Source organism: Burkholderia sp. BCC0405 (genome assembly GCF_902833075.1).
Classification (GTDB): Bacteria; Pseudomonadota; Gammaproteobacteria; order Burkholderiales; family Burkholderiaceae; genus Burkholderia.
In genome coordinates, this window is the sequence record NZ_CADFEO010000005.1 from 1 (window position 1) to 25,706 (window position 25,706).

Sequence of the window (25,706 nt, forward strand, 5' to 3'; positions counted from 1 at the left end):
CGGGGCGTCTGAACAGGTGTCCGAGACGTTCATGCAATGCGTACAGTTCACGTTCCCACGATTTCGCAATCGCCCGCATCGGCTTATACTCATGTAGTAGTACTGAAGAACTATAGCAAAAAAATCTACGGCTGTAGTAATAGTCGGCGTGCGCAATACCTGCCGCGAAGGCGGGCCGGCCGGCCGCGCGCGAACCGCCGACGGGCGCGCAAGGATCGTGGCCGACAGCGGCAACGCAAAGCTGAAAGTGTCGTTCTTCGGGCCGTTCTTCTTCGGCGATTACTGGGTGCTCGATCGCGCCGACGACTACGCGTGGTCGATCGTCGGTGAACCGTCGGGTCGGTTCCTGTGGATCCTGACGCGCGCCGCGAAGCCCTCCGCCGAACAGGTCGCGGCGCTTGTCGAACGGGTTGGGGCGCTCGGTTACGACACGACGATGTTGCGGCGCACTGCGCATTAGGGCGACCGCACGCAGCACGCGTGCACGGCGCCATCGGGCCCGGCGCAACGCCGAACCCCGCGTATGCGTGGAGCCGTGGCCGATGGCGACGGCGAAAGGCGGGATAACGCCGATGGAGCCGGCGTGATGGTGTCGATGCCCGTCAACGTGGTGCGGCGTCCGCATTGACGCCGTGAGACTCGCGCGTGGGGTGGGGCGATACGAACCGGCGCGCGTTCCCGCTCTCGCTCCGTTTGGCGGATCGTCGTGCACGCCCGATGCCGGGCATCGGGCGCGAACAGTCGGCGGGCTAGATCTGGGCGCGGTCGCGCGAGTTCACGGCGACCACCGTGGGCGACTCGGCCAGCGGGACGAAACGTTGGGTGGTGCCGTCCAGCGCGTCGATGCCGCCCGTTTCGATGTCGTAGACCCAGCCGTGCAGATTCAGGCGTCCTTGCTCCAGCGCAAGCGCGACTGAAGGGTGGGTGCGCAGGTTCGCCAGCTGTGCGATCACGTTTTCGCGCACGAGCCCGTCGAGTTTCGCGCGCGGCGTGTCGTATTCGTGCGCGGCGTTGATGACTCGCGCGGAATCGGCATGACGCAGCCAGTTCGCGACGGCCGGCAGATGATCGAGGCAGGTGCAGCGCGAAATCGCGCCCATCGCGCCGCAATCGGAGTGGCCGCAGATCACGATATCCCGAACGCCGAGAACGGCGACCGCGTATTCCACGGTGGCGGACACGCCGCCGGGTTCCGGGCCGTACGACGGCACGATATTGCCTGCATTGCGGATCACGAACAGTTCGCCCGGCTCGCGTTGAGTGAGCAGTTCAGGGACGACACGGCTGTCGGAGCACGTGACGAACAGCGCCTTGGGGTTTTGTGACGTGGCGAGTTGCTTGAAAAGCGCCTCGCGTTGCGGGTAGATGTCGCGTTGAAAACGCAAAAAGCCATCGATGATGTCTCGCATGCTCGCTCCAGAACTTCAGACGTATGATCAGCGCAGCAGTAGCAGGTACGCCTACGCGGCGAGCATCATAATGCAGATATCACGCGCGTGCAGGCATGGCGAGCAGCATCGCCCGATACCTGCCCCGGGAAGCCGGGACGAATATCCATTCGAACAAACATAAGTATCTCTAATAATTTAGGGGTTGCTGTCCGGGTAGCCGGTCAGGGAATCCGGGAACGATTCAGGTGCGGCCGGTGGCGTCGGCCTTCCGGCCCGGCATGATCTCGCAGAAGAATTCCTGGTGACGCGCACCGAGCCGACGGGCCGCCTCGTAGCGATGAAAGTGACTGGCGAGCCAGAACCTGCAGCCGTCGAAGAACACTTTCATTGCCGGCCGTGCCGCACGCATCGAATTCGAGCGGATGGATGTGATGGCTTCTTCCAGCGCATCGATGTCGAACAGCATCGCATCGTCGACCGAAAGCTGTAAAAACTTGAGGTAATCGATTCCGAGCACGCCGACCGGTAGCCGGGTCGGAGCGGGAACCGGCGAATGTATATTGCCGGGCATGGTGACAGGGGATTCCGCAGCGCGGTGAGCCGTTTCGAGGTCGCGTCGACGCAGGCGCCGCCGCCGGGCGAGGAACGCCACGGCCACGCGGCCTCAATCGTTTGCCATGAGATAACTGATGATCAGCGCCGGATCCGCGATGTCCAGGATCAGCCGACGGAAGATGCGCTTTCGCATATGTTCTTCGTCGAGCATCCAGGGTTCGCCCTTTTTGCCAAGATACTGTGCGAGCGCATCCTGGTTGGCGGCGCCGCCGGGAAGCTCGAGGCGGGCGGCCAGCAACCCGGCCAGGACATCGTCGATCTCGATGTCGAGCGGTTTCGAATCAATGTGAAGGACGAGTTTCATGTCGATTCCGGGCAAAAAGCGGCGCCGCAGCCCGCATCGCGCGTGCGGCGCCGAACGCGTTGCGCCGGCCGCGACTGTTTCAGCCGGCGCAGACACGAACCGCCGGCAGGTCAGTACTCGAGCGCCGGTGCCGCGTGCGGCGCCGCCTTCTCGTCCTTGGGCGCGTCGGCAACCGATGCGTCGGTCGTGAGGATCAGGCCGGCGATCGACGCGGCATTTTGCAATGCAGTGCGCGTCACCTTGGTGGGATCGACGACACCGGCTTCGACGAGGTCGACGAACTCGCCGGTGGCCGCGTTGTAGCCGAAGTTGCCCGTGCCTTCCAGTACCTTCGCGATGACGACCGACGGCTCGTCCCCGGCATTCGACGCGATGACGCGCAGCGGCGCTTCGAGCGCGCGCAGCACGATATGGATCCCCGCGTCCTGGTCGCTGTTGGCGCCTTTCAGGCCCGTGACCGTCGAACGCGCGCGCAGCAGCGCCACGCCGCCGCCCGGCACGATCCCTTCCTCGACCGCCGCGCGCGTGGCGTGCAGCGCGTCGTCCACGCGGTCTTTCTTCTCCTTCATCTCGACTTCGGTCGCCGCTCCGACCTTGATGACGGCCACGCCGCCCGCGAGCTTCGCGACGCGTTCCTGGAGCTTCTCGCGATCGTAGTCGCTGGTGGCTTCGTCGATCTGCGTGCGGATGGACTTCACGCGCGCATCGATGCGCTGCTCGTCGCCCGCGCCGTCGATGATGATCGTGTCGTCCTTGCGCACCTCGACGCGCTTTGCCTGCCCCAGATCCTCGAGGGTTGCCTTTTGCAGCTGCTTGCCGGTCTCTTCCGAGATGACGGTTGCGCCGGTCAGGATGGCGATATCCTCCAGCATCGCCTTGCGACGGTCGCCGAACCCGGGCGCCTTGACGGCCGCGACTTTCAGGATGCCTCGCATCGCGTTCACCACGAGCGTGGCCAGGGCTTCGCCTTCGATGTCTTCCGCCACGATCAACAGGGGCTTGCCTGCCTTCGAGGTCGCCTCGAGCACGGGCAGCAGATCCCGGACGTTCGAGATCTTCTTGTCGTGCAGCAGGATCAGCGCGTCGTCCAGGTAGGCCGCCTGCTTGTCGGGATCGTTGATGAAGTAGGGGCTGACGTAGCCGCGGTCGAACTGCATCCCCTCGACGACATCCAGTTCGTTGTCGAGGGACTTGCCGTCCTCGACCGTGATGACCCCTTCCTTGCCGACCTTCTCCATTGCGTCGGCGATTATCTTGCCGATCGCTTCGTCGGCGTTCGCCGAGATCGAGCCGACCTGCGCGATTTCCTTGCTCGTGGAAATCGGCTTCGACAGGTCGCGAAGCGCGTCGAGCACGGCGGCCACCGCCTTGTCGATGCCGCGCTTCAGGTCCATCGGGTTCACGCCGGCGGCGACGTGCTTCATGCCTTCCTGCACGATCGCCTGCGCGAGCACGGTGGCCGTGGTGGTGCCGTCGCCGGCCACATCGGCGGTCTTCGATGCGACCTGCTTGACGATCTGCGCCCCCATGTTTTCGAAGCGCTCCTTCAGCTCGATTTCCTTCGCGACCGACACGCCGTCCTTCGTGATGACGGGCGCGCCGAAGCCGCGCTCGATCAGCACGTTGCGGCCCTTCGGCCCGAGCGTGACCTTCACGGCGTCGGCGAGCACGTTCACGCCCTTGACGATGCGGCCGCGGGCACTGTCGTGGAATTTGACGTCTTTTGCACTCATGTTTGGACTCCGGATCATAGTCGTTGACTCAACGCGTCGCGAACCACCGCTCGGGTGTTCGCGACCGGTTTGGGTTTTCAGGCGGCCTTGCGGGCGGTGCCGGCGTCGGCCTCGAGGACGCCCATGACGTCCTCCTCGCGCATGACGAGGAGTTCCTCGCCATCGACCTTGACGGTCTGCCCCGCGTATTTGCCGAAGAGCACCTGATCGCCGACTTTCAACTGGAGCGCACGCAGCGTTCCATCCTGGAGCAGCCGGCCGCTGCCGACCGCGATGACTTCGCCTTGTTCGGGCTTTTCCGCGGCCGAGTCGGGAATCACGATGCCCGACGCCGTCGTCCGCTGCGTCTCGATTCGCTTGACGATAACCCGGTCGTAGAGGGGGCGAATCTGCATTCTCATCTCCTGAGCGATTGAACGTTCACGAAAAAGGGAATCCGGCTGCCGGCCGCCGCGACTCGTGCGTCGCCGCCGGGCAGCCGCGCCACTGTCTGGCGGGAACCGAAATAGAGGCGCCCGCCGCACGCTTCAAGAGGGCGCCAAAATGCCTGTTTGTAACAATTTGTTTCAGCCTGGCGTCGGGGGGCGGCGGCCCTTTCCGAGGCGATGAGGCGTGCGGCGTATTGCCTGCGCAGCGGCCGTGATCGTGCCGGGACGGGCGGCATGCGCACCCGCTCCGCCGGTTCCCGAAGCCTGTCGGCGAGGCCCGTGAAGCGTCGCGGGACGGGCTGTCGAACCGCCTCTTGAAATTTCCGCTTCTTGCGCTATGTTACGGATCGCCAAGGCAGTCGCGCTAAGCGCTGCGTGTTTCGATTTGTTTGTTTGCGGGGTTTCCCACGGGCAGGCGAACTGGAGCGCGTGGTTCCGTTCGCCTCTCGTGAAGGGCCCCCGATTCAAGGAGCCAGTCATGAGCGATTTTCTCTTCGGCACCGATCTGCTGGGCGAATTCGACCGCCTGCAACGGCAGATGGCCAGCCTCTTCGCGGGGTATCCCGCCAGTCTGCGCGCCACGCGCAGTGAAACCTTCCCTGCGGTGAACATCGGCAGCACCGACGACAGCATCGAGATCGTCGCATTCGCGCCGGGGCTCGATCCGGCCGCGATCGACGTCTCGATCGACAAGGGGCTGCTGACGATCAGCGGCGAGCGCAAGCCGCCCGAGTCGAACGAGGACGCCGAAACGCGCGTCTATGCGCGGGAGCGCTTCATGGGCGCGTTCCGGCGGGTCATCGAGTTGCCGCAGCACGCCGATCCGGACAAGGTCAACGCGCGCTATGTGAACGGTTGCCTGACCATCAGCGTCGGGCGCTCCGAGGCTTCGAAGCCGCGCGCCATTGCTGTCCAGTGAGGATTGATCCAGATACCTAACGAACGGAGGACATCATGAACGACAGCAACGAACTGACGACGCGCGGGGCCGGCACCGATGTTGCCGGCCCCGCCGGCGAGGCGCCGGCGAAGCCGCTCACCCGTGTCGCGCCCGCCGTCGACGTCTTCGAGGACAACCGCGGCATCACGCTGTACGCGGACCTGCCGGGCGTGCCCCGCGAAAAGCTCGACGTGCAGGTGCGGGACGGCAACCTGACCGTCGAGGCCGAAGCCGTCATCCCGACGCCGGCCGGACTGCGGCTGCAGCACGGCGAAGTGCGTCATCCGCGCTTCTGGCGGGCGTTCACCATCAGCCCTGACTTCGACGTCTCGCGCATCGATGCGCAACTGCGCGACGGGGTGCTCAAGCTGACCATTCCGCGCCGCGAGGAGGCGAAACCGCGACGCATCCAGGTGAGCGTCGGATAGGCCGACGTATCGGCACGGCACGGACCGGCGCAGCACGGTGCGCGGTGCTGCGCCGGCGGTCGGCCGTGCGATGCCGCGGGCGGGGTCAGGCTTGCACGCCGCGGTTGGCTTTCGCGCCCCGCCGCGACTCGCGATTCCATCGTTGACAGGAAATGGACATGCTCAGCCCACACGAATTTGCGACCCTGATGCTGGTCCGCGAGGCGCCGGACCAGATCGACCTGCACCGAACTGAGCTCGACGCGCTGCTCGAGCGCCAGCTGGTCATGCTGGAGCATGGCGCCGCGGGCAGGCGCCATGCTTACCTGACGCACAAGGGGCGCCGGTTTCTCGACGCGCTTCACCCGGGCAGCACGCCGGGGCCCGTGCATGCGGGCATCCTCGGGCCGCCGGTTTCCGGCATGCATCCCGACGCATGACGATGCCGCCCTGACGCGCGCCGAGCCGCGAAGCGGTCGGGCCACGACGCGCGTCCCGTCATCAACGGTTGTCGGCATGCAGGCCGGCCCGTAGGTGTCCAGCGGCGCCTGCGGCGTTGCGCGAGCGTCCCGGCTGTAACGGGCGAGTAAGCCGCATCGGGACGACATGCTCTGCATGTCGTCCCGATGTGCGGCGTTCACCTCATGGCAGGTGCACTGTACGGTCGGAATCGACGCGTATTCCCGCGGCGTCGCCATCACGCCCACGGCGTCGGACGCCGCCGTCCATCGAATGGACGCTTTCCGGCAGGTTCGCTTGAATGACGAGGCTGTCGAGCAGGAAATCCGATCCGTTTCATATCGTCAAGCACGTGTTCCACCGTCGCAAGGTGCGCTACAAGGGCTCGTCAAGAACACGGTGCGATTATTCAGCGGGTTCGCTTCGGCGAACCGGGTGATCGCGAAGAACCTGCGAAGGAAAGGCGCGCCACGGCCGCCTCATCGATTGAGCACCGAACTGGCCAGCGTTGCTGCGAACGTCAGCAACACCAGCGAGGAGCACCGTAACACGATGGAAGCCAATCGACCCTCCGCACGATTCATCAGCAGCAGCCGCCCCGACCGAGACCATATCAGCCCGATCGGAATCAGGGTGATCAGAAATACGCCTGTCGACCACAAGAAAATCTCGAGCGATTGGAATGCGGATTCCGGGAAAATTGCGCTTGAAAATAGCAACGCCTTGGGATTCATCAGGGTTGCAAAGAAAAGCCCCCGGAACCCCAGGGGGGCTGAGTCGGCAGCATCGAAGTCGGCGCCTTTAAGCCACATGTTCACTGCGAGGTAGAGGATGAACATGGAGCTGATCAGCTTGACGCAACTGACAATCCATGGGTATTGCGCCGCCAAAGACCAGAGAAAGAATCCCCATGCCGCAATGGCTATCACATAGCCTGACGCCTCCGCCGCGACCAGCCGGCACGCACCGCGCAGATTCAGCTTGAGCCCGGCAGAAAGCAGCAGCGTGTTGGTCGGCCCGGGTACCAGCAGCACAATGGCGACGTAGAACGACATTTTTAGCATGGGACTCAATGTCAACATGGACTCACCTCGTCTTTCCAGCGATTTGCTTCGTGAAGCGACTGGTTGCGCCATGGCTGCGAGTGGCGAAGAGTGAATCTGTATGCGCTGCCGGAATCTCGACGCACGACCGACAGTGCGGCGCCGAGGGCACAGGGGAACCGCGCCTTCTTTGACGTCGCGATTCCGTTGGCCCCTGCCGGCAACGAAGTGGGTCCCGGCAGGATCGCGCCGGCAAGGCGATGGTGCCGGTACCCATAATTGTCAGGCCATCATAGGTGGCAGGGAGCTGCGCCGGCAACTTTTCTTTCTCGCGTTTGAGATCACGAAATGCCGAGAGTGCTTGCTTTATCCACTCATCGTGGTATGCGAGCCTGGGATTTGATTTCTCCGGAACCCGATTTGGATCGACGAGCATGCAGTAGTAATTGCCATTGGTCGTGAAATTTTAAAGTTACAGGTCGAAATTACCGCAATCGGCTGATTTGTATTTCTTCATCGTGCAATATTGTGCTGCCGAGTTCGGTAATGCGGCGGCGCCAGCTTGAACGCCTGGCAAGAGCATGAAATAGGGATCGTTTAATAATCGCGCACTAACCATCGAATTAAGCCAAATTTCGAGGTTATTTATTTTATGTGTGTATGGTGTTTCGTGTTGTGATGGCGTAATGTAATTTGGTGCAAAAAATAAAAATCCTGTCAAATATATCAGTGTGATTTAAATAATTGCCGGATTACTCTGAATGCGGATCAGTTGGCCACCTCGCAGAAGTCCATTCGGGTTTTCAATCCTATGGGAAGCGTGTCATGAGCAATCCGATCAAGAATATCGTCATCGTGGGCGGCGGCACCGCGGGCTGGATGTCCGCCTCGTACCTCGTCCGGGCGCTCCAGCAGCAAGTGAACATCACGCTCATCGAGTCCGAGGCGATCCCCCGGATCGGCGTGGGCGAGGCGACCATCCCGAATTTGCAGAAGGTGTTCTTCGACTTCCTCGGGATACCGGAGCGGGAGTGGATGCCCCAGGTGAACGGCGCGTTCAAGGCCGCCATCAAGTTCGTGAACTGGAGGCAGTCCCCCGACCGCTCGCGCGACGATTCCTTCTACCATTTGTTCGGCAGCGTGCCGAACTGCGACGGCGTGCCGCTTACCCACTACTGGCTGCGCAAGCGCGAACAGGGTTTCCGGCAGCCGATGGAGTACGCCTGCTACCCGCAGCCCGAGGCGCTCGACCGCAAGCTGGCGCCGTGCCTGCCCGACGGCACCCGCCAGATGCCCCACGCGTGGCACTTCGACGCGCACCTGGTGGCCGATTTCCTGAAGCGCTGGGCCGTCGAGCGCGGGGTGAAACGCGTGGTCGACGAGGTCGTGGAGGTTCACCTGGACGAGCGCGGCTACCTCTCCAGCCTGTCCACCAAGGAAGGTCGGACGCTGGAGGCGGACCTGTTCATCGACTGCTCCGGCATGCGGGGGCTCTTGATCAACCAGGCCCTGAAGGAGCCCTTCATCGACATGTCCGACTACCTGCTGTGCGACAGCGCGGTCGCCAGCGCCGTGCCCAACGACGACGCGCGCGTGGGGATCGAGCCGTACACCTCCGCGATCGCCATGAACTCGGGGTGGACCTGGAAGATTCCGATGCTGGGCCGGTTCGGCAGCGGCTACGTCTTCTCGAGCAAGTTCACCTCGCGCGACCAGGCTACCGCCGACTTCCTCAACCTCTGGGGCCTCTCGGACAAGCAGCCGCTCAACCAGATCAAGTTCCGCGTCGGGCGCAACGGGCGCGCGTGGGTCAACAACTGCGTCGCGATCGGGCTGTCGTCGTGCTTCCTGGAGCCGCTGGAATCGACGGGGATCTACTTCATCTACGCGGCGCTTTACCAGCTCGTGAAGCACTTCCCCGACACCGCGTTCGATCCGCGGCTGAGAGACGCGTTCAACGCCGAGATCGTCTACATGTTCGACGACTGCCGGGATTTCGTCCAGGCGCACTATTTCACCACGTCGCGTGAAGACACACCGTTCTGGCGTGCGAACCGGCACGAACTGCGGCTCTCGGACGCCATCCAGGAGAAGGTCGAGCGTTACAAGGCGGGGCTGCCGCTGACCACCACGTCATTCGACGACGCCACGTACTACGAAACGTTCGACTACGAATTCAAGAACTTCTGGTTGAACGGAAACTACTACTGCATCTTTGCCGGCCTGGGGCTGCTGCCCGACCGTTCGCTGCCGCTCTTGCGGCACCGGCCGGAGTCGATCGACAAGGCCGAGGCGATGTTCGCCCGCATCCGGCGCGAGGCCGAGCGTCTGCGCACGAGCCTGCCGACGAACCACGACTACCTGCGCTCGCTGCGTGAGGGCGGCGCGGGGCGCGCTCGCAGCCAGCCCGGGCCGGCGGTCGCGGCGCCGGAGATCCTGTAGTGGAGCGCGCCCCGGGCCGGGTATGCGCATTCGCGGCCACGCACGCCGCGGTGGCGGCCTGCGATCCGCTGCACGCACGCTCGCTCGTTCTGCAGCTGCCGGGCCTGAATCGCAAGAAGGACGTGCCCGGCATCGTCGGCCTGTTGCGGGCGTTCCTTCCGGCGGGCGGCGTGCCATCCGGCTGGGGCTTCGTCGAAGCGGCCGCCGCGATGCGGGACATCGGGTTCTTCCTGGGGTCGCTCAAGCGGCACGGACACGAGCCCGTGGACGCCGTGCCCGGGCTCGAGCCGGTGCTGCTCGACCTGGCGCGCGTGACCGACCTGCCGCCGCGCGAGACGCTCCTGCACGTGACGGTCTGGAACCCCGCGGCGGCCGACGCGCAACGGAGCTACACCGGGCTGTGCGACGAAGCGCACCTGCTCGAGAGCGTACGCATCTCGATGGCGTCCCTCGAGGCGGCCATCGCGTTGACCGTCGAGCTGACCGAGGTGCCCCTGCGGTCGCCCGCGTTCGAGCATGGGTGCGTCGAGCTGGCGGCCTGTCTCCAGAAAATGGTCGAATCGATCGTCTACGCCTACCGCTTCATCTCGCCGCAAGTCTTCTACGACGAGCTCCGCCCCTACTACGACCCGATTCGAGTCGGGGGCCTGAGCTACCTCGGCCCCGGCGCCGTGGAAATGCCCCTCTTCGTGCTGGAGCACGTCCTGTGGGGCTCGCAATCGGACCACCCGGGTTATCGGGAATTCAAGGAGACGTACCTGCCCTATGTGCTTCCCGCGTTCAGGGCGATCTACGCCCGGTTCGCCGGGGGGCCGGCGCTCGTCGAGCGCGCGCTCGACGAGGCGCAAGCGGCCCGCGTGCGGGGCGAGCCCGTCGGGGCCGGGCTGGCGGCGCTCGAGCGAGTTTTCGAGGTCCTGCTGCACTTCCGGGCGCCGCACCTCAAGCTGGCGGAGCGGACGTACGAAGCCGGGCGAAGCGGCCCGACGATCGGCAGCGGGGGATACGCGCCCAGCATGCTCGGCGATCTCCTCACGCTCACGCGGGCCGCGCGGTCCCGCCTGCGCGCCGCGCTCGACTCGCCCTGACACCCGATGCCCGATGCGCGCGGCCATGTGTTCCATCCCACAAGGAGAGCTTGCCCCCATGACTCAGATGCGCACCGCGAACGAGCGCGATAGCAACCACTTCGACGTGATCATCCTCGGTTCGGGTATGTCCGGCACCCAGATGGGGGCCATCCTGGCCAAACAGAAGTTTCGTGTCCTGATCGTCGAGGAGTCGTCGCACCCACGGTTCACGATCGGCGAATCGTCGATCCCCGAGACGTCCTTGATGAACCGCATCATCGCCGATCGCTACGGCATTCCGGAGCTGGACCACATCACGTCGTTCTATGCGACGCAGCGTTACGTCGCGTCGAGCACGGGCATCAAGCGCAACTTCGGCTTCGTGTTCCACAAGCCCGGCCAGGAGCACGATCCGAAGGAGTTCACGCAGTGCGTCATTCCCGAGCTGCCGTGGGGTCCGGAGAGCCATTATTACCGGCAAGACGTCGACGCCTACCTGTTGCAAGCCGCCATCAAATACGGCTGCACGGTCCGCCAGAAGACGAACGTGACCGAATACCACGCCGACAAGGACGGCGTCGCGGTGGCCACTGCCCGGGGCGAACGGTTCACCGGCCGGTACATGATCGACTGCGGCGGACCCCGCGCGCCGCTCGCGACCCAATTCAAGCTCCGCGAAGAGCCGTGCCGCTTCAAGACGCACTCGCGCAGCCTCTACACGCACATGCTCGGAGTCAAGCCGTTCGACGACATCTTCAAGGTCAAGGGGCAGCGCTGGCGCTGGCACGAGGGGACCTTGCACCACATGTTCGAGGGCGGCTGGCTGTGGGTGATTCCGTTCAACAATCACGCGAGGTCGACCAACAACCTGGTGAGTGTCGGCCTGCAGCTCGACCCGCGGGTCTACCCGAAAACGGACATCCCTGCGCAGCAGGAATTCGACGAGTTCCTCGCGCGGTTCCCGAGCATCGCGGCGCAGTTCCGGGACGCCGTGCCGGTGCGCGACTGGGTCAAGACCGACCGCCTGCAATTCTCGTCGAGCGCCTGCGTCGGCGACCGCTACTGCCTGATGCTGCACGCGAACGGGTTCATCGACCCGCTCTTCTCCCGGGGGCTCGAGAACACCGCGGTGACCATCCACGCGCTCGCGGCGCGCCTCATCAAGGCGCTGCGCGACGACGACTTCTCCCCTGAGCGCTTCGAGTACATCGAGCGCCTGCAGCAGAAGCTCCTGGACCACAACGACGACTTCGTCAGCTGCTGCTACACGGCGTTCTCGGACTTCCGGCTGTGGGACGCGTTCCACCGGCTGTGGGCGGTCGGCACGATCCTCGGGCAGTTCCGGCTCGTGCAGGCCCACGCGAGGTTCCGCGCGTCGCGCAACGAGCGTGACCTCGATCACCTCGACAACGACGCCCCGTACCTCGGGTTCCTGTGCGCGGACATGGAGGGGTATTACCAGTTGTTCAACGACGCCAAGGCCGAGGTCGAGGCCGTGAGCGCCGGGCGCAAGGCGGCCGGGGAGGCCGCGGCGCGGATTCACGCCCTCATCAACGAACGGGAATTCGCCAGACCGATGTTCGGCTTCGGGTACTGCATCACCGGGGCCAAACCGCAGCTCAACAACTCGAAGTACAGCCTGCTGCCGGCGCTGAAGCTGCTGCACTGGACGCAGACCAGCGCGCCGGCGGAGGTGAAGAAGTACTTCGACTACAACCCGATGTTCGCGCTGCTCAGGGCGTACGTCACGACCCGAATCGGCCTGGCGCTGAAGTAGCCGGCCGACACTGCCAAGAAGACATGGACGACGTTCAATTTCAATTGCATCAGGCGGGTGCCGGCGCGTATCCGTCGGGGGCCTACGACGCGACCACGCGCGTCGCCGCGAGCTGGTACGTCGCGATGCGCTCGGACGACCTCGAGGACAAGCCGACGGCGCTGACGCTCTTCGGCCGGCCGTGCGTGGCGTGGCGCGGCGCGACGGGGCGGGCCGTGGTGATGGACCGCCACTGTTCGCACCTTGGCGCGAACCTGGCCGACGGGCGGATCAAGGACGGGTGCATCCAGTGCCCGTTTCACCACTGGCGATACGACGAGCAGGGCCGGTGCGTTCACATTCCCGGCCACAGCGCGGCGGTGCACCGGCTGGAGCCCGTGCCGCGCGGGGCGCGCCAGCCGACGTTGGTCACCACCGAGCGCTACGGCTACGTGTGGGTCTGGTACGGCTCCCCGCAGCCGCAGCACCCGCTGCCCGAAATCGCCGCGGCCGACGTCGACAACGGCGACTTCATGCACCTGCATTTCGCATTCGAAACGACGACGGCGGTCTTGCGGATCGTCGAGAACTTCTACGACGCGCAGCACGCGAACCCCGTCCATGCGCTCCCGATCTCGGCCTTCGAGCTCAAGCTCTTCGACGACTGGCGCCCGTGGCCGGAGGTCGAGCCGCTGGCCCGGGCGGGCGCGTGGTTCGGCGCCGGGATCGACTTCACCGTGAACCGGTACTTCGGGCCGCTCGGCATGCTGTCGCGCGCGCTCGGCCTGAACATGTCGCAGATGAACCTGCACTTCGACGGCTACCCCGGCGGGTGCGTCATGACCGTCGCGCTGGATGGAGACGCCAAATACAAGCTGCTCCAGTGTGTGACGCCGGTGAGCGACGGCAAGAACGTCATGCACATGCTCATCTCGATCAAGAAGGTGGGCGGCGCCCTGCGCCGCGCGACCGACTTCGTGCTGTTCGGGCTCCAGACCAGGCAGGCCGCGGGGTACGACGTCAAAATCTGGAACGGGATGAAGCCGGACGGCGGCGGCGCGTACAGCAGGTACGACAAGCTCGTGCTCAAGTACCGCGCGTTCTACCGGGGCTGGGTCGACCGCGTCGACGCATGTGAGCGGCAGGGCGCGAGTCGGCAGCGCTAGTCGGGCCGGCGCGGCCGCGGTGCCGGCGACGCTGGCCGCGCATGCTATGCACGAACGGCTACCCGATACCGGGTGGTCTGTCGATAGACGGCGCCCGGATAAAGGATCACGTCGTCGCGCAGGCCGGCCATGTTGACTTGATCCGGAAAGCCGCCCGCCTCCACGCACAGCGCCGCGTGTCGCGCGCAAAGCGTGCCGCCGCTCACGCGCATGCCGTCGAGATAGTTTCCGGTGTAGAGCTGCAGGCCTCGCTGGTCGGTCGACACGATCAGTTCGCGGCCGCTTTCCGGATCGTAGATGCGCGCGACGGGCCGGACCTCGTGCGCGCCGCCGCTCAGGACGAAGCAGTGGTCGAAGCCGCGCGCACGGGCCAGTTGCGCACTCGGCCAGTCGAGGCGCGCACCGATCGGCGCGCTTTGACGGAAATCGAACGCGGTGCCCGTCACGTCGGCCGTGCCGGTCGGGATCAGCGCGTCGTCCACCTCGAGGAACGCGTCGGCATCGATGTGCAGCAAATGGCCGCGCACATCGCTGCCCGGGCGCCCGCTCAGGTTGAAGTAGCTGTGATTCGTCAGGTTCAGCGGCGTCGGTGCATCGGTCCGTCCCACATAGTCGATCGTCAGCGTGCCGTCGTCGTCGAGCGTGTAGCGGACCTGCACGCTCACGTTGCCGGGGAATCCCGCATCGCCTTCCGGCGAATCGAGCCGCAAGGTCAGCCCGCCGCAGTCGTCGATCACGTCCCAGCGCGCGCGATGAAAGCCGTTCGCACCGCCGTGCAGCAGGTTGCCGTTCTCGTTACGGTCGAGCAGGTAGTCGACGCCGTCGAGCTCGAAGCGCGCACCGGCGATCCGGTTCGCCCATCGGCCGATCGTCGCGCCGAGGTACGCGCCGGATTCGAGGTACTCGGCCGGCGTGTCGTGTGCGAGCACGATGTCGGCAAGGCGCCCCGTGCGGTCGGGGGCGAGCCACGACACGACGGTCGCGCCGAGATCGCTGACGCCGACACGCATCCCGTGCGCGTTGCGCAGCGTGTAGCGTCGCACGGGTTCGCCGTCGGGCAACGCGCCCCACGGCTCGGACTGCACGCGGGCCACGCCGGGCGTCAGGTGGGAAGAAGCGGTATCGATATGCATGGGTGGAGGTCAGATTGGCGGCGGGCGTCAGCATGGGGCGCCCGCGCGTTCCTGGAATTCGCGCGGCGTGCAGCCCAGCTCGCGCCTGAACACTGCGTACATGTACTGCAGCGACGTGAACCCGCAACGGATCGCGACTTCCGCGCTCGACGCCTGCCGGCCGGCGAGCAGCGCCTGCGCGGCCTCGAGCTTGTGACGCAGGATCTCCTGGTGCACGGTGCGTTGCAGTTCGCGCCGAAAATGCTCTTCGAGCAGCGAGCGCGATACGCCGACATAGTCGGCGACCTGTTCGGTCTTGATCCCCTGGCACGCGTACTGGCGAATGAAATGCCGTGCACGCATCACGTGCGGGCTCGCCAGCGGCTGGTGGCGGGTCGACTCGAGCACGTTGATGCCGACCGGCGGCACGAGAATGCGCTGCCCCGGAAAGCGCGCGCCGCGCAGCATCCGGTGCAGCAGGTGCGCGGCGGTACGGCCCATTTCCTCGGTGCCCTGGATCACCGACGACAACGGAATGCGCGTCAGCGTGCGTGTGAGCGGATCGTTGTCGATGCCGATGATCGCGACCTGTTCCGGCACCGCGATGCCTGCGATCAGGCAGGCCTGCAGCAGGTGCCGCGCGCGCGCATCGGTGACCGCGATCACGCCGACGGGTTTCGGCAGCGCATGCAGCCAGCCGATCAGCTGCTCGATGGCGTGATTCCAGCCCGAGGCGCTCGTCGACAGCCCGCGGTAGATCGGGGCGTCCAGCCCGTCGGCGCGCGCGAGGCGGTCGAACGCGAGCTCGCGCTGTTGCGCCCAGCGGTTCTCCTGCGCGACCGGCAGGCTGTACATCGCGAAATGCGCGAGCCCCGCGCCGATCAGGTGCGTGTAGGCGAGCGATACGAGCTTCGGGTTGTCGGTCGCGATATAGGGGACATCGTCCGGATACTGCGCGAGATCCTCGTACGACGAGCCGACCGCGACGATCGGCAGCGGCGAGCCGGCGAGCGCGTCGGCGACGGCGGGATCGTCGAAGTCCGCGATGATGCCGTCGCCGTCGAAGCGCTCGATGCCGGTGAGCCGGCAGCGGAAGTCGTCTTCGAGAAACAGGTCCCACACGACGCGCGTCGTGTGCAGGTACTGGCCGATGCCGCTGATGATCTCGCGGTCGTAGACCTTGTTCGCGTTGAACAGCAGCGCGATGCGATGCGGTGTCTGGGCGGAAGGGACGCGTGTCATCTCGATCTCGGGGCGCGCGCGTCGGGGCGACGCCGCGCCGTTGTCTCCGGGGCGCGCCCGGGGCGGCGGCGCGCGATGGTCTGGTGTTCGGCGATTGTAGGACGGAACGTGCGCCGCACGCAGCGGCTGGCAAGAAACATTAAGCGTGCTGCGCAATTTCGCAATTGCCGGCCGGCAGGCGCACAGGCACGATCCAGCCAACCGAATTCGGCCGCGTGCGTCGCCGCGACGCGCGTTGCGCTGCAACAAGACCATGCACGGAGACGCCATGTCGCATTTCGAACACATCCCCGCGATTCGCTACGAAGGCCCGCAGTCGGACAATCCGCTGGCCTATCGCCATTACGACCCCGAGAAGCGCGTGCTGGGCAAGACGCTCGCCGAGCATCTGCGGATCGCGGTCTGCTACTGGCACACGTTCGTATGGCCGGGGAACGACATGTTCGGGCAAGGCACGTTCCGGCGGCCGTGGCAGCAGCCGGGCGATGCGCTCGAGCGGGCGCGGCAGAAGGCGGATGCGGCGTTCGAGTTCTTCACGAAGCTCGGCACGCCGTTCTATACGTTCCATGACACCGACGTCGCACCGGAAGGCGACAGCCTGCGGGAATATGCGGCCAATTTCGCGCGGATGGCCGACTATCTCGGCGAGCGTCAGGAGGCAAGCGGCGTGCGGCTGCTGTGGGGCACCGCGAACCTGTTCTCGCACCCGCGCTTCGCGGCCGGCGCCGCGACGAACCCGAACCCCGACGTGTTCGCGTGGGCCGCGACCCAGGTGTGCCACGCGCTCGACGCGACTCACCGGCTCGGCGGCGAAAACTACGTGCTGTGGGGCGGGCGGGAAGGATACGAGACGCTGCTCAATACCGACCTGAAGCGCGAACGCGAGCAGTTTGCCCGCTTCCTGTCGATGGTCGTCGAGCACAAGCACCGGATCGGCTTCAAGGGCGCGTTGCTGATCGAGCCGAAGCCGCAGGAGCCGACCAAGCACCAATACGACCACGATGTCGCGACGGTGCACGGCTTCCTCGTGCAGTACGGATTGCAGAACGAGATTCGCGTGAACATCGAGGCGAACCACGCCACGCTTGCCGGGCACTCGTTCCATCACGAGATCGCGAACGCGTTCGCGCTCGGCGTGTTCGGCAGCGTCGACGCGAACCGGGGCGATCCGCAGAACGGCTGGGACACCGACCAGTTCCCGAACAGCGTCGAGGAGCTGACGCTCGCGTTCTACGAAATCCTGCGCCACGGCGGTTTCACGACCGGCGGGATGAACTTCGATGCGAAGGTGCGGCGCCAGAGCGTCGATCCGGAAGACCTGTTCCACGGCCATGTCGGCGCGATCGACGTGCTTGCGCTCGCGCTCGAACGCGCGGCCGTGCTGGTCGAGAACGACCGGCTCGAGGCGCTGCGCCGGCAGCGCTACGCGCAATGGGACGACGCGTTCGGCCGCAAGATCCTGTCAGGCGGCTATACGCTCGAGTCGCTCGCGGCCGATGCGCTGGCGCGCGGCGTGGCCCCGCGGCACGCGAGCGGCGCGCAGGAACGGCTCGAGAACATCGTGAACCAGGCGATCTACGGGCTGCGCTGACGCCATGTACATCGGACTCGATCTCGGCACGTCGGGCGTGAAGGCGGTGCTGCTCGACCGCGACGGCGCGGTGCGCGCGAGCGCGAGCCGCCCGCTCGCGGTGAGCCGGCCGCGACCGCGCTGGTCCGAGCAGGCGCCGCTCGACTGGTGGGACGCCGCCTGCGGCGTGCTCGCCGCGCTCGTCGCGGATGCGCGCGCCGCGGGCATCGATTCGCGCGACATCGCCGCGCTGGGACTGACCGGCCAGATGCACGGCGCGACGCTGCTCGATGCGCATGGCGCCGTGCTGCGCCCCGCGATCCTGTGGAACGACGGCCGCGCGGACGCCGAGTGCGCGGAACTCGAACGGCTCGCGCCCGCGCTGCGCGCGGTGGCCGGCAACGTCGCGATGCCGGGCTTCACCGCGCCGAAGCTGCTGTGGGTACGTCGTCACGAACCCGACGTATTCGCACGCATCGCCCGGGTGCTGCTGCCGAAGGACTATCTGCGCTACCGGCTCACCGGCGCATTCGCGACCGATCCGTCGGATGCCGCCGGCACGCTGTGGCTCGACGTCGCGAAGCGCGACTACGACGACACGCTGCTTGCCGCATGCGGGCTGTCGCGCGCACAGATGCCGGCCGTGTTCGAAGGCAATCGCGTCACCGGCACCCTGCTGCCGGCCGTCGCGCGCGCGCTCGGGCTGCGCGAGATCCCGGTGGTGGCCGGCGGCGGCGACAACGCGGCCGGCGCGGTGGGCGTCGGCATCGTGCGGCCTGGCGATGCGCTGCTGTCGCTCGGCACGTCGGGTGTCTATTTCGCGGTGTCCGACGGGTTTCGCGCGAATCCCGAATCGGCCGTGCACAGCTTCTGTCATGCGCTGCCGGAGACCTGGCACCTGATGTCCGTGATGCTGAACGCGGCAGGCTGCGTCGACTTCACCGCGCAACTGGCCGGTTACGACGGCGTGGCGGCGCTGCTCGACGATGCGCAGGCGAATGCACGTGCGACCCGGCCGTGGTTCCTGCCTTACCTGAGCGGCGAGCGTACGCCGCACAACGACGTGAATGCGAAGGGCGTGTTCTACGGGCTCGTGCCCGACACGCAGCGTGCGGATCTCGCGAACGCGACGCTCGAAGGCGTCGGATTCGCGCTGCTCGACGGAATCGACGCGTTGCATGCGGCGGGGCTCTCGCCCGACAGCATCACGGTGATCGGCGGCGGCTCGCGCAGCGCGTACTGGACGCAGATGCTCGCCGATCTGAGCGGCCGCGCGCTGACCTTGCGCGCCGGCGGCGAGGTGGGGCCTGCGCTGGGCGCCGCGCGCCTTGCGCATCTCGCGCTCGAACCGGATGCGCCGCTCGGCGACGTGTGTCCGCAGCCGCCGGTCGTCGCGGTGCGCGAACCGGACAGGGCGCGCCACGCGTGGTATCGCGACGTGCGGCGGCCGACGTTTCGCGCGTTGTATCGCGCGCTCGAACCGGTGTTTGCCACGGGCGCTTGACGTGCGGATCGCCGACGCGATTCCCGTCGCGCGATGCCGTGTTGTGCAGTGACGCGATGCGGGCGGCGCAGTTCGGCTGCCGCCCGGCGTTCGTGAGGTTGTCCGATAACAAGGAGTGGAGACATGAGATCCGTGACGCGTCGTACCGTATTGAGTTCGCTTGCCGGCGCCGCTGCGCTGGCGATCCTCGCGCTGGGCACGCCGCTCGCGCACGCGAGCAAGGACAAGCCGGAAATCGGCTTCTGCATCGACGACCTGCGCGTCGAGCGCTGGTCGCGCGATCGCGACTATTTCGTCGCGGCCGCGACGAAGCTCGGCGCGAAGGTGTCGGTGCAGTCGGCCGACGCGAGCGAGGAGCGGCAGATTTCCCAGATCGAGAACCTGATTTCGCGCGGCGTCGACGTGATCGTGATCGTGCCGTTCAATTCGAAGACGCTCGGCAACGTCGTCGCCGAAGCGAGGAAGGCCGGCATCAAGGTCGTGTCGTACGACCGGCTGATCCTCGACGCGGACGTCGACGCGTACATCTCGTTCGACAACGAGAAGGTCGGCGAGCTGCAGGCGCAGGGCGTGTTCGACGCGAAGCCGAAGGGCAACTACTTCCTGCTCGGCGGCGCGCCGACCGACAACAACGCGAAGATGCTGCGCGAGGGCCAGCTGAAGGTGCTGAAGCCCGCGATCGATCGCGGCGACATCAAGGTCGTCGGCCAGCAATGGGTGCCCGAATGGAGCGCGTCGACCGCGCTGCGGATCGTCGAGGATGCGCTGACCGCGAACAACAACCGGATCGATGCGATCGTCGCGTCGAATGACGGCACGGCCGGCGGCGCGATCCAGGCGCTCGCCGCGCAGCATCTGGCCGGCAAGGTGCCGGTGTCCGGGCAGGACGCGGATCTCGCGGCGGTCAAGCGCGTGATCGCGGGCACGCAGACGATGACCGTCTACAAGCCGCTCAAGCTGATCGCGAGCGAAGCGGCCAGGCTCGCGGTCGATCTCGCGAAGGGCGCGAAGCCCGCGTTCAATGCGCAATACGACAACGGCAGGAAGAAGGTCGATACGGTGCTGCTGCAGCCGACGCTGCTGACCAGGCGCAACGTCGACGTCGTCGTGAAGGACGGCTTCTATACCCAGGCGCAACTGGCGAGCCAGTAACGGCGCGACGCGCGGGCCATCCACCGGTGCGCCCGCGCGCATCCTGCGAGGCATGAACGAATGACGGAACCCTTGCTGACGATGCGCGGCATCGTCAAGGCGTTCGACGGCGTGAAAGCGCTCGACGGCATCGACCTCACCGTGCGGCCCGGCGAATGCGTCGGACTGTGCGGCGAGAACGGCGCGGGCAAATCGACGCTGATGAAGGTGCTGTCGGGCGTCTATCCGCACGGCACGTGGGACGGCGAAATCCGCTGGGAGGGCGCGCCGCTCGCGGCGTCCGGCGTGCGCGACACGGAGCGGGCGGGCATCGCGATCATCCACCAGGAGCTGATGCTCGTCCCCGAACTGTCGGTTGCCGAGAACATCTTCCTCGGCAACGAGATCACGCTGCCGGGCGGGCGCATGCACTTCGCGGCGATGGTCCGGCAGGCCGAGTCGCTGCTGCGCGAATTGCGGATCGACACGATCAACGTCGCGCAGCCGGTGATGAACTACGGCGGCGGCCACCAGCAGCTGATCGAGATCGCGAAGGCGCTGAACAAGCAGGCGAAGCTGCTGATCCTCGACGAACCGTCGTCGTCGCTGAGCGCCGCCGAGACGCGGATCCTGCTCGACATCGTGCGTGACCTGAAGCGGCGCGGCGTCGCGTGCGTGTACATCTCGCACAAGCTCGACGAGGTCGCGGCCGTGTGCGACACGGTCACCGTGATCCGCGACGGCCGTCACGTCGCGACCGAGCCGATGCACGCGCTGACGACCGACCGCATCATCGCGATGATGGTCGGCCGCGAGATCCGCGACCTGTATCCGCGTGAGCCGCACGAGATCGGCGATGTCGTGCTGGAAGCGCGGAACGTGATCTGTCACGACGTGACGAACACGCGCCGCAAGCGTGTCGACGACGTGTCGTTCAGCGTGCGGCGCGGCGAGATCCTCGGCGTCGCCGGGCTCGTCGGCGCGGGCCGAACCGAGCTGATGCAGGCGATCTTCGGCGCGTATCCGGGCGCGTGCACGGCGACCGTGCGGATGAACGGCCGGGTGCTGTCGATCCGTTCGCCGGCCGACGCGATCCGCGCCGGGATCGCGATGGTGCCCGAGGACCGCAAGCGCCACGGCATCGTGCCGCAACTCGGCGTGGGCCACAACATCACGCTGGCGGTGTTGCAGCGCTTCGCGGCGCGCGGGCGCATCGACGCGGCCGCCGAACTCGATGCGATCCGCACCGAGATGCAACGGCTGTCGGTACGTGCCGCGCATCCGTTCCTGCCGATCGCGAGCCTGTCCGGCGGCAACCAGCAGAAGGCGGTGCTCGCCAGGATGCTGCTGGCCGAGCCGCAGGTGCTGATCCTCGACGAACCGACGCGCGGCGTCGACGTGGGCGCGAAGGCGGAGATCTACCGGCTGATCTTCGCGCTGGCAAAGCGCGGCGTCGCGCTGATCGTCGTGTCGTCTGAGCTGCCCGAGGTGCTCGGGCTGGCCGATCGCGTGCTGGTGATCGGCGAGGGCGAGCTGCGCGGCGATTTCATCAACCAGGGCCTCACGCAGGAACAGATTCTCGGCGCCGCGCTGAAACCCGCGCGGCGGCCGACCGACCCCACCGCAGCGAGTGCGACATGAATTCCGACCTTTCCTCCTCGACTCCCGCGACGCCGGATGCACAAGCGCGTCGACCCGCCGGCCGCGCAGCGGGGCTTCCGTTGCGCCAGGTCTTCGTGCGCTACAAGGTGCTCGCGCTGCTGTTCGCGGTGGTCGCGATCTGGGTGTTCTTCTCGGTGCTGACGGACGGCGCGTTCGTCACGCCGCGCAACGTATCGAACCTGTTGCGGCAGATGTCGATCACCGGGATGCTCGCGTGCGGGATGGTGTTCGTCATCATCGCGGGCGAGATCGACCTGTCGGTCGGCTCGCTGCTCGGGCTGCTCGGCGGCGTCGCCGCGATCCTCGACGTCAACCGCCACTGGCCGGTCGCGGCGACGGTGCCGGTCGTGCTCGCGCTCGGCGTGCTGATCGGGCTGTTCAACGGCTGGTGGTCGACCTATCGGCGCGTGCCGTCGTTCATCGTCGGCCTGGGCGGGATGCTCGCATTTCGCGGAATCCTGCTCGGCGTGACGGGCGGCTCGACGATCGCGCCGGTGTCGGACGGCTTCGTGTTCATCGGGCAGGGCTATCTGCCGCGCATGGCGGGCGACGGCCTCGCGATGCTGCTGTTCGTGCTCGCGACGCTGCTGGTGGTGCGGCAGCGCGGCACGCGGCGGCGCTACCGGCTCGCGGTCGCGCCGCTATGGCAGGACGGCGTGAAGATCGCGGGCGCGGGCGCGGTGCTGTTTGCGTTTGTCGCGACGCTCGACCGCTACGGCGGCATTCCGGTGCCGGTGCTGTTGCTGCTCGCGTTGCTCGGCGTGTTCTCGTGGATCGCGACGCAAACCGTATTCGGCCGGCGCGTTTACGCGGTCGGCTCGAACCTCGAGGCGACGCGCTTGTCCGGCGTCGATACCGATCGCGTGAAGCTCGCGATATTCGCGCTGATGGGCTTGATGTGCGCGTTTGCCGGCCTCGTGAACACGGCGCGGCTGGCGGCGGGTTCGCCGTCCGCCGGCACGATGGGCGAGCTCGATGCGATCGCGGCGTGCTTCATCGGCGGCACGTCGATGCGCGGCGGATCGGGCACGGTCTACGGCGCGTTGATCGGCGCGCTCGTGATGGCGAGCCTCGACAACGGCATGTCGATGCTCGACGTCGATGCGTACTGGCAGATGATCGTCAAGGGCGCGGTGCTGGTGCTGGCCGTGTGGATCGACGTGGTATCGCGATCGAACCGGCGCTGATGAGCCTGCCGGGCGCGAGGCGACGAGAGGACGACCATGGAAAGAAACACGATGTGCTTGCCGGACGTTGCCACGTCAGCGCAGGCAACGCACGGGGAACCGCATGCCGGCCCCGTGCTGCGCCTCGGCGATCCGCGCGACCGGCGGGTCATCGCGGATGCGCTGCGGGCGCTGCTGCGCGAGCGTTCCGAAGCGCTCGCATTCGCGATGCGTATCGCAGACGAGTGCGGCCGTTGCCGGCCCGATGCGGCCGATTTCGCGCTGAGCGACATCATTCGGCTCGCGCGCGCCGTCGAGCGGATCGAGCGGGAAGGGGTGTCCACGCACGATGCCGTACCTGCCAGGGCGCGCTGAAAGACGATGCTTGCGACGCGCGAGCCGAGCGGTGCACGGCGCCGACCGTGCATTCAACTGCGCGAATCGGCTCGCATGACCGATCGGGCGGCGAATCCCGCGCATCCCGGGCCAACGGCACGGTTTCTTGCGCCGCCGCGCGAGCGGCCGGGCCCGGTCCTGAAGTCGCTGCCGAAGCCGCCCAGATCGACGACCGATGCCGCCTACGCCGCCGACAGCGTGATCGACACGCCCGTCGCGGTATAAACGGGCGTTGCCTTGAACCCGTCGACCGTCACTGTCGAGAACTTCGCGGCAGCCGCCGCGCCGTCGATCAGCGCGATGGTGTCGCCGGCCTTCGGCGCGTAGCCATTCACGAACTTCACGTGCAGCGTGCCGCCCGCGACGGTGAGCGGGCCGCCCACGCGCAGGCGTCCGCCGCCGTTGCCGTCGATGTCGAGTTCGAGCGTCGCGCCGTCGAGTTGCGTGTAGCGGGTCGCGATCGTCACCGGCGCGCCGGCCGCGATCCTCACGCTGCCGCCCGGGCCGACGTACACGTCGCCCGTTCCGAACGCCGTCGTCGACGCGGCCGCAAGCATGCCGCCGCCGACCTGCGTGCCGCCCGTGTAGCGGTTGTTGCCCGCCAGCGTCAGCGTCCCGCTGCCTTGCAGCGTCAGCTTGCCGGCGCCCGCGACGTCGTTGCGCCACAGGTCGGCCGCGTTGAGCCCGCCCTGCGACGCATCCATCGACACGATCACGTTGCCGTTGAACGCGCCGTAGCCGTCGGCTGCCGCGAACAGGTTCAGGCGCCCCCAGCCCTCCGCATCGTCCATGACCGGATAGCCGGACGGCAACTCGGTGGTCTTCAGCACGACGCGCCGCTGGTCGGCGTTCAGGTACGGGAAGCGCGTCTGCAGCAGGATCTCGGCGCCCTTCGGTACGACCGGCGGCGCGTCCGTCGATTCGATCGCGCCGAAACCGAACGTCAGGCGGCGCAGGAATGCGGCCTTGTTCGTCGCGTAGTCGGCGAACCGGTCGGTTGCCGCCGTGCCGGTGTGCGCGAATGCGGAGAACGTCGCGGCGGTCGTCCCCGTCAGTTGCTGCAGCGTCTGGTGGGCTTGCGTGCAGGCGGCCTGCGCGTCGCCGGCGTACGCGGTCAGGTTCGCCGCGCTGACGGCCAGCGCGAGCATGCGGCCGCCGATCACGTCGAGCGGCGAGTGCATGCCGGCGAGGATCCGGTTCTCGCCGAGTTCGAGGCCGCGGCTGACCATTTCCTGGAAGCGTTCCGGCACGAGCCACGCCATCGTCGTCGCATCGCGCATCGCTTCCGCCTCGTGGCCGCTGATGAAGCCGCCGTCGGTCGCGGGCGTCGTGCTTTCCGCCGGAACGAGCGTCGGCGCGACCGCCACGCTCGTGCTCCAGCGGTACGGGCGCGCATATTTGTAGAAGCGCTTGGCGGGTTCGGTCGACGCGTTGTTGCCCATTTCGTTGAGCAGGTCGACGACTTTTCCGAAGCTCGCGTTCGCGCTGCCGCCCACGCCGACGTTGTTGCCCGAGTCGTTGTAGAGCACCGACGTCGCGTCCGCCGGAATGCTGGTGATGCTGGTCGTCTGCCGGGCCGCGGTGCGCCACGCCGCCGTGAGCGGGCCCATGCCGTCGGTCACGCTGAACCCCTTGCCGCGCCGGTCGTCGTAGTACGCGGCATCGGCCTGCTGCGGCGTGCGGGCGGTCGTCGCGTCGATCACGTACTGCACGTTGGCCGACAGCACGGTGTCGTTCAGGATCGTGCCGCACGGTACGCCGTTGCCGGGCAGCCCGGAACAGGTGGACGGCGAGATGGCCGGAAACGCGCCGTTCGCCGGCGCGCTCACGCCCGCGTCGACCAGCATCGTCGACGGCTGCCAGAGATCGAGAAAGCGGCTCACCACGCGCACCGCGGCGTTGGTCGACAGCGTCGCATAGCGCGCGTCGCCGCGCTGGTTGGTCGCGATGTTGTCGACGAACGCGGGCACGCTCGGCACGGGAGCGCTGTCGACGAAGCCGGGGTCGGCGGGCGGCGCCGGAACGGCTGCGGCCGTCGTGCCGGTCGACGCGACCTCGTCGCCGCCGCCGCAGGCGGCCAGGACGATCGCACTCGACAACGCTGCGACGTGCAGCGGGAAACGGCTTCGCGATGCAAACATGCAAGACTCCATCCCGATGATCGAAGATGGC

22 protein-coding genes and 2 pseudogenes are annotated in these 25,706 nt (G+C 66.8%); 15 read left to right on the forward strand and 9 right to left on the reverse strand.

The annotated features are described in order from the left end of the window. Window positions 1-139: 139 nt before the first annotated feature. A pseudogene (locus tag HWX36_RS09360) lies at window positions 140-460 on the forward strand (lipocalin family protein); the annotation flags it as partial. A gap of 289 nt (window positions 461-749) precedes the next feature. On the opposite strand, the gene HWX36_RS09365 reads toward HWX36_RS09360, so the two are convergent. The 5 genes from HWX36_RS09365 to HWX36_RS09385 form a co-directional block, all read right to left on the reverse strand. Beyond that, window positions 750-1,409, reverse strand: a complete 660-nt coding sequence (locus HWX36_RS09365) for a carbonic anhydrase (RefSeq protein WP_175951838.1) — start codon at window positions 1,407-1,409, stop codon at window positions 750-752. A 223-nt stretch (window positions 1,410-1,632) separates the two neighbouring features. Further along, a complete protein-coding gene (locus tag HWX36_RS09370) occupies window positions 1,633-2,049 on the reverse strand; it encodes a hypothetical protein (RefSeq protein ID WP_175951839.1) in 417 nt (138 codons plus the stop codon). A gap of 6 nt (window positions 2,050-2,055) precedes the next feature. Beyond that, complete coding sequence (locus HWX36_RS09375; protein WP_175951840.1) at window positions 2,056-2,310, reverse strand: hypothetical protein; 255 nt, start codon at window positions 2,308-2,310, stop codon at window positions 2,056-2,058. Window positions 2,311-2,420: 110 nt separating this feature from the next. After that, window positions 2,421-4,043, reverse strand: a complete 1,623-nt coding sequence (groL, locus tag HWX36_RS09380) for a chaperonin GroEL (RefSeq protein WP_175951841.1) — start codon at window positions 4,041-4,043, stop codon at window positions 2,421-2,423. Between the two features lie 77 nt (window positions 4,044-4,120). Beyond that, complete coding sequence (locus HWX36_RS09385; RefSeq protein ID WP_175951842.1) at window positions 4,121-4,438, reverse strand: co-chaperone GroES; 318 nt, start codon at window positions 4,436-4,438, stop codon at window positions 4,121-4,123. 511 nt (window positions 4,439-4,949) lie between these two features. On the opposite strand from HWX36_RS09385, the gene HWX36_RS09390 reads away from it, so the two are divergent. The 4 genes and pseudogenes from HWX36_RS09390 to HWX36_RS37075 all read left to right on the forward strand — a co-directional run. Continuing rightward, window positions 4,950-5,390 carry an Hsp20/alpha crystallin family protein gene (locus tag HWX36_RS09390; protein WP_175952157.1) on the forward strand — a complete coding sequence of 147 codons (441 nt, stop codon included), beginning with the start codon at window positions 4,950-4,952 and terminating at the stop codon, window positions 5,388-5,390. A gap of 35 nt (window positions 5,391-5,425) precedes the next feature. Next, window positions 5,426-5,839 (forward strand): Hsp20/alpha crystallin family protein, encoded by a 414-nt coding sequence (locus HWX36_RS09395; RefSeq protein ID WP_175951843.1) that lies wholly within the window; start codon window positions 5,426-5,428, stop codon window positions 5,837-5,839. Between the two features lie 158 nt (window positions 5,840-5,997). After that, window positions 5,998-6,258, forward strand: a complete 261-nt coding sequence (locus tag HWX36_RS09400; RefSeq protein WP_175951844.1) for a hypothetical protein — start codon at window positions 5,998-6,000, stop codon at window positions 6,256-6,258. A 326-nt stretch (window positions 6,259-6,584) separates the two neighbouring features. Next, window positions 6,585-6,736, forward strand: a pseudogene (locus tag HWX36_RS37075) (IS5/IS1182 family transposase); the annotation flags it as partial. A gap of 20 nt (window positions 6,737-6,756) precedes the next feature. Here HWX36_RS37075 and HWX36_RS09405 read toward each other — a convergent pair. Then, a complete protein-coding gene (locus tag HWX36_RS09405) occupies window positions 6,757-7,359 on the reverse strand; it encodes a LysE family transporter (RefSeq protein ID WP_175951845.1) in 603 nt (200 codons plus the stop codon). A 786-nt stretch (window positions 7,360-8,145) separates the two neighbouring features. Between HWX36_RS09405 and HWX36_RS09410 the strand changes: the two genes are divergently transcribed. The 4 genes from HWX36_RS09410 to HWX36_RS09425 are packed head-to-tail and all read left to right on the forward strand — an operon-like array spanning window position 8,146 to window position 13,751. Continuing rightward, the gene (locus HWX36_RS09410; protein WP_175951846.1) at window positions 8,146-9,762 is read left to right on the forward strand and encodes a tryptophan halogenase family protein; all 1,617 of its coding nucleotides are present in this window, start codon (window positions 8,146-8,148) and stop codon (window positions 9,760-9,762) included. After that, window positions 9,762-10,847, forward strand: coding sequence for a monodechloroaminopyrrolnitrin synthase PrnB family protein (locus tag HWX36_RS09415; protein WP_175951847.1), 1,086 nt, complete (start codon window positions 9,762-9,764; stop codon window positions 10,845-10,847). The genes HWX36_RS09410 and HWX36_RS09415 overlap by 1 nt, the downstream gene beginning before the upstream one ends. 58 nt (window positions 10,848-10,905) lie before the next feature. Continuing rightward, window positions 10,906-12,606: a tryptophan 7-halogenase gene (locus tag HWX36_RS09420; protein ID WP_175952158.1), complete on the forward strand. Its 1,701-nt coding sequence runs from the start codon at window positions 10,906-10,908 to the stop codon at window positions 12,604-12,606. A 23-nt stretch (window positions 12,607-12,629) separates the two neighbouring features. After that, the gene (locus HWX36_RS09425) at window positions 12,630-13,751 is read left to right on the forward strand and encodes a Rieske 2Fe-2S domain-containing protein (RefSeq protein ID WP_175951848.1); all 1,122 of its coding nucleotides are present in this window, start codon (window positions 12,630-12,632) and stop codon (window positions 13,749-13,751) included. Window positions 13,752-13,795: 44 nt separating this feature from the next. Here HWX36_RS09425 and HWX36_RS09430 read toward each other — a convergent pair whose 3' ends face one another. Together HWX36_RS09430 and HWX36_RS09435 are read right to left on the reverse strand one after the other, a co-directional pair. Next, window positions 13,796-14,884, reverse strand: a complete 1,089-nt coding sequence (locus HWX36_RS09430; RefSeq protein WP_175951849.1) for an aldose epimerase family protein — start codon at window positions 14,882-14,884, stop codon at window positions 13,796-13,798. Between the two features lie 27 nt (window positions 14,885-14,911). Further along, complete coding sequence (locus HWX36_RS09435) at window positions 14,912-16,105, reverse strand: DNA-binding transcriptional regulator (protein WP_175951850.1); 1,194 nt, start codon at window positions 16,103-16,105, stop codon at window positions 14,912-14,914. 268 nt (window positions 16,106-16,373) lie between these two features. On the opposite strand from HWX36_RS09435, the gene xylA reads away from it, so the two are divergent. From xylA to HWX36_RS09465, 6 genes are all read left to right on the forward strand, one after another. Beyond that, complete coding sequence (gene xylA, locus HWX36_RS09440; protein WP_175951851.1) at window positions 16,374-17,696, forward strand: xylose isomerase; 1,323 nt, start codon at window positions 16,374-16,376, stop codon at window positions 17,694-17,696. A 4-nt stretch (window positions 17,697-17,700) separates the two neighbouring features. Continuing rightward, window positions 17,701-19,179 (forward strand): xylulokinase, encoded by a 1,479-nt coding sequence (xylB, locus tag HWX36_RS09445; protein ID WP_175951852.1) that lies wholly within the window; start codon window positions 17,701-17,703, stop codon window positions 19,177-19,179. Between the two features lie 123 nt (window positions 19,180-19,302). Beyond that, window positions 19,303-20,331, forward strand: coding sequence for a D-xylose ABC transporter substrate-binding protein (gene xylF / locus HWX36_RS09450; RefSeq protein WP_175951853.1), 1,029 nt, complete (start codon window positions 19,303-19,305; stop codon window positions 20,329-20,331). A 60-nt stretch (window positions 20,332-20,391) separates the two neighbouring features. Continuing rightward, on the forward strand, window positions 20,392-21,951 hold the full coding sequence (gene xylG, locus HWX36_RS09455; RefSeq protein WP_175951854.1) for a D-xylose ABC transporter ATP-binding protein: 1,560 nt from the start codon (window positions 20,392-20,394) through the stop codon (window positions 21,949-21,951). After that, window positions 21,948-23,159, forward strand: coding sequence for a sugar ABC transporter permease (locus HWX36_RS09460; protein ID WP_175951855.1), 1,212 nt, complete (start codon window positions 21,948-21,950; stop codon window positions 23,157-23,159). The genes xylG and HWX36_RS09460 overlap by 4 nt, the downstream gene beginning before the upstream one ends. A gap of 51 nt (window positions 23,160-23,210) precedes the next feature. Further along, complete coding sequence (locus HWX36_RS09465; protein WP_347879208.1) at window positions 23,211-23,513, forward strand: hypothetical protein; 303 nt, start codon at window positions 23,211-23,213, stop codon at window positions 23,511-23,513. A 203-nt stretch (window positions 23,514-23,716) separates the two neighbouring features. Here HWX36_RS09465 and HWX36_RS09470 read toward each other — a convergent pair whose 3' ends face one another. Next, window positions 23,717-25,675: a phosphatase PAP2 family protein gene (locus HWX36_RS09470; RefSeq protein ID WP_175951857.1), complete on the reverse strand. Its 1,959-nt coding sequence runs from the start codon at window positions 25,673-25,675 to the stop codon at window positions 23,717-23,719. Window positions 25,676-25,706: the final 31 nt, after the last annotated feature.

Bases quoted from the DNA above. Each gene is read 5' to 3' on its own strand.
- HWX36_RS09365 (WP_175951838.1), bottom strand. From the start codon at position 1,409: ATGCGAGACATCATCGATGGCTTTTTGCGTTTTCAACGCGACATCTAC.
- HWX36_RS09375 (WP_175951840.1), bottom strand. From the start codon at position 2,310: ATGAAACTCGTCCTTCACATTGATTCGAAACCGCTCGACATCGAGATC.
- groL (WP_175951841.1), bottom strand. From the start codon at position 4,043: ATGAGTGCAAAAGACGTCAAATTCCACGACAGTGCCCGCGGCCGCATC.
- HWX36_RS09385 (WP_175951842.1), bottom strand. From the start codon at position 4,438: ATGCAGATTCGCCCCCTCTACGACCGGGTTATCGTCAAGCGAATCGAG.
- HWX36_RS09390 (WP_175952157.1), top strand. From the start codon at position 4,950: ATGAGCGATTTTCTCTTCGGCACCGATCTGCTGGGCGAATTCGACCGC.
- HWX36_RS09395 (WP_175951843.1), top strand. From the start codon at position 5,426: ATGAACGACAGCAACGAACTGACGACGCGCGGGGCCGGCACCGATGTT.
- HWX36_RS09400 (WP_175951844.1), top strand. From the start codon at position 5,998: ATGCTCAGCCCACACGAATTTGCGACCCTGATGCTGGTCCGCGAGGCG.
- HWX36_RS09405 (WP_175951845.1), bottom strand. From the start codon at position 7,359: ATGTTGACATTGAGTCCCATGCTAAAAATGTCGTTCTACGTCGCCATT.
- HWX36_RS09410 (WP_175951846.1), top strand. From the start codon at position 8,146: ATGAGCAATCCGATCAAGAATATCGTCATCGTGGGCGGCGGCACCGCG.
- HWX36_RS09420 (WP_175952158.1), top strand. From the start codon at position 10,906: ATGACTCAGATGCGCACCGCGAACGAGCGCGATAGCAACCACTTCGAC.
- HWX36_RS09425 (WP_175951848.1), top strand. From the start codon at position 12,630: ATGGACGACGTTCAATTTCAATTGCATCAGGCGGGTGCCGGCGCGTAT.
- HWX36_RS09430 (WP_175951849.1), bottom strand. From the start codon at position 14,884: ATGCATATCGATACCGCTTCTTCCCACCTGACGCCCGGCGTGGCCCGC.
- HWX36_RS09435 (WP_175951850.1), bottom strand. From the start codon at position 16,105: ATGACACGCGTCCCTTCCGCCCAGACACCGCATCGCATCGCGCTGCTG.
- xylA (WP_175951851.1), top strand. From the start codon at position 16,374: ATGTCGCATTTCGAACACATCCCCGCGATTCGCTACGAAGGCCCGCAG.
- xylB (WP_175951852.1), top strand. From the start codon at position 17,701: ATGTACATCGGACTCGATCTCGGCACGTCGGGCGTGAAGGCGGTGCTG.
- xylF (WP_175951853.1), top strand. From the start codon at position 19,303: ATGAGATCCGTGACGCGTCGTACCGTATTGAGTTCGCTTGCCGGCGCC.
- xylG (WP_175951854.1), top strand. From the start codon at position 20,392: ATGACGGAACCCTTGCTGACGATGCGCGGCATCGTCAAGGCGTTCGAC.
- HWX36_RS09460 (WP_175951855.1), top strand. From the start codon at position 21,948: ATGAATTCCGACCTTTCCTCCTCGACTCCCGCGACGCCGGATGCACAA.
- HWX36_RS09465 (WP_347879208.1), top strand. From the start codon at position 23,211: ATGTGCTTGCCGGACGTTGCCACGTCAGCGCAGGCAACGCACGGGGAA.
- HWX36_RS09470 (WP_175951857.1), bottom strand. From the start codon at position 25,675: ATGTTTGCATCGCGAAGCCGTTTCCCGCTGCACGTCGCAGCGTTGTCG.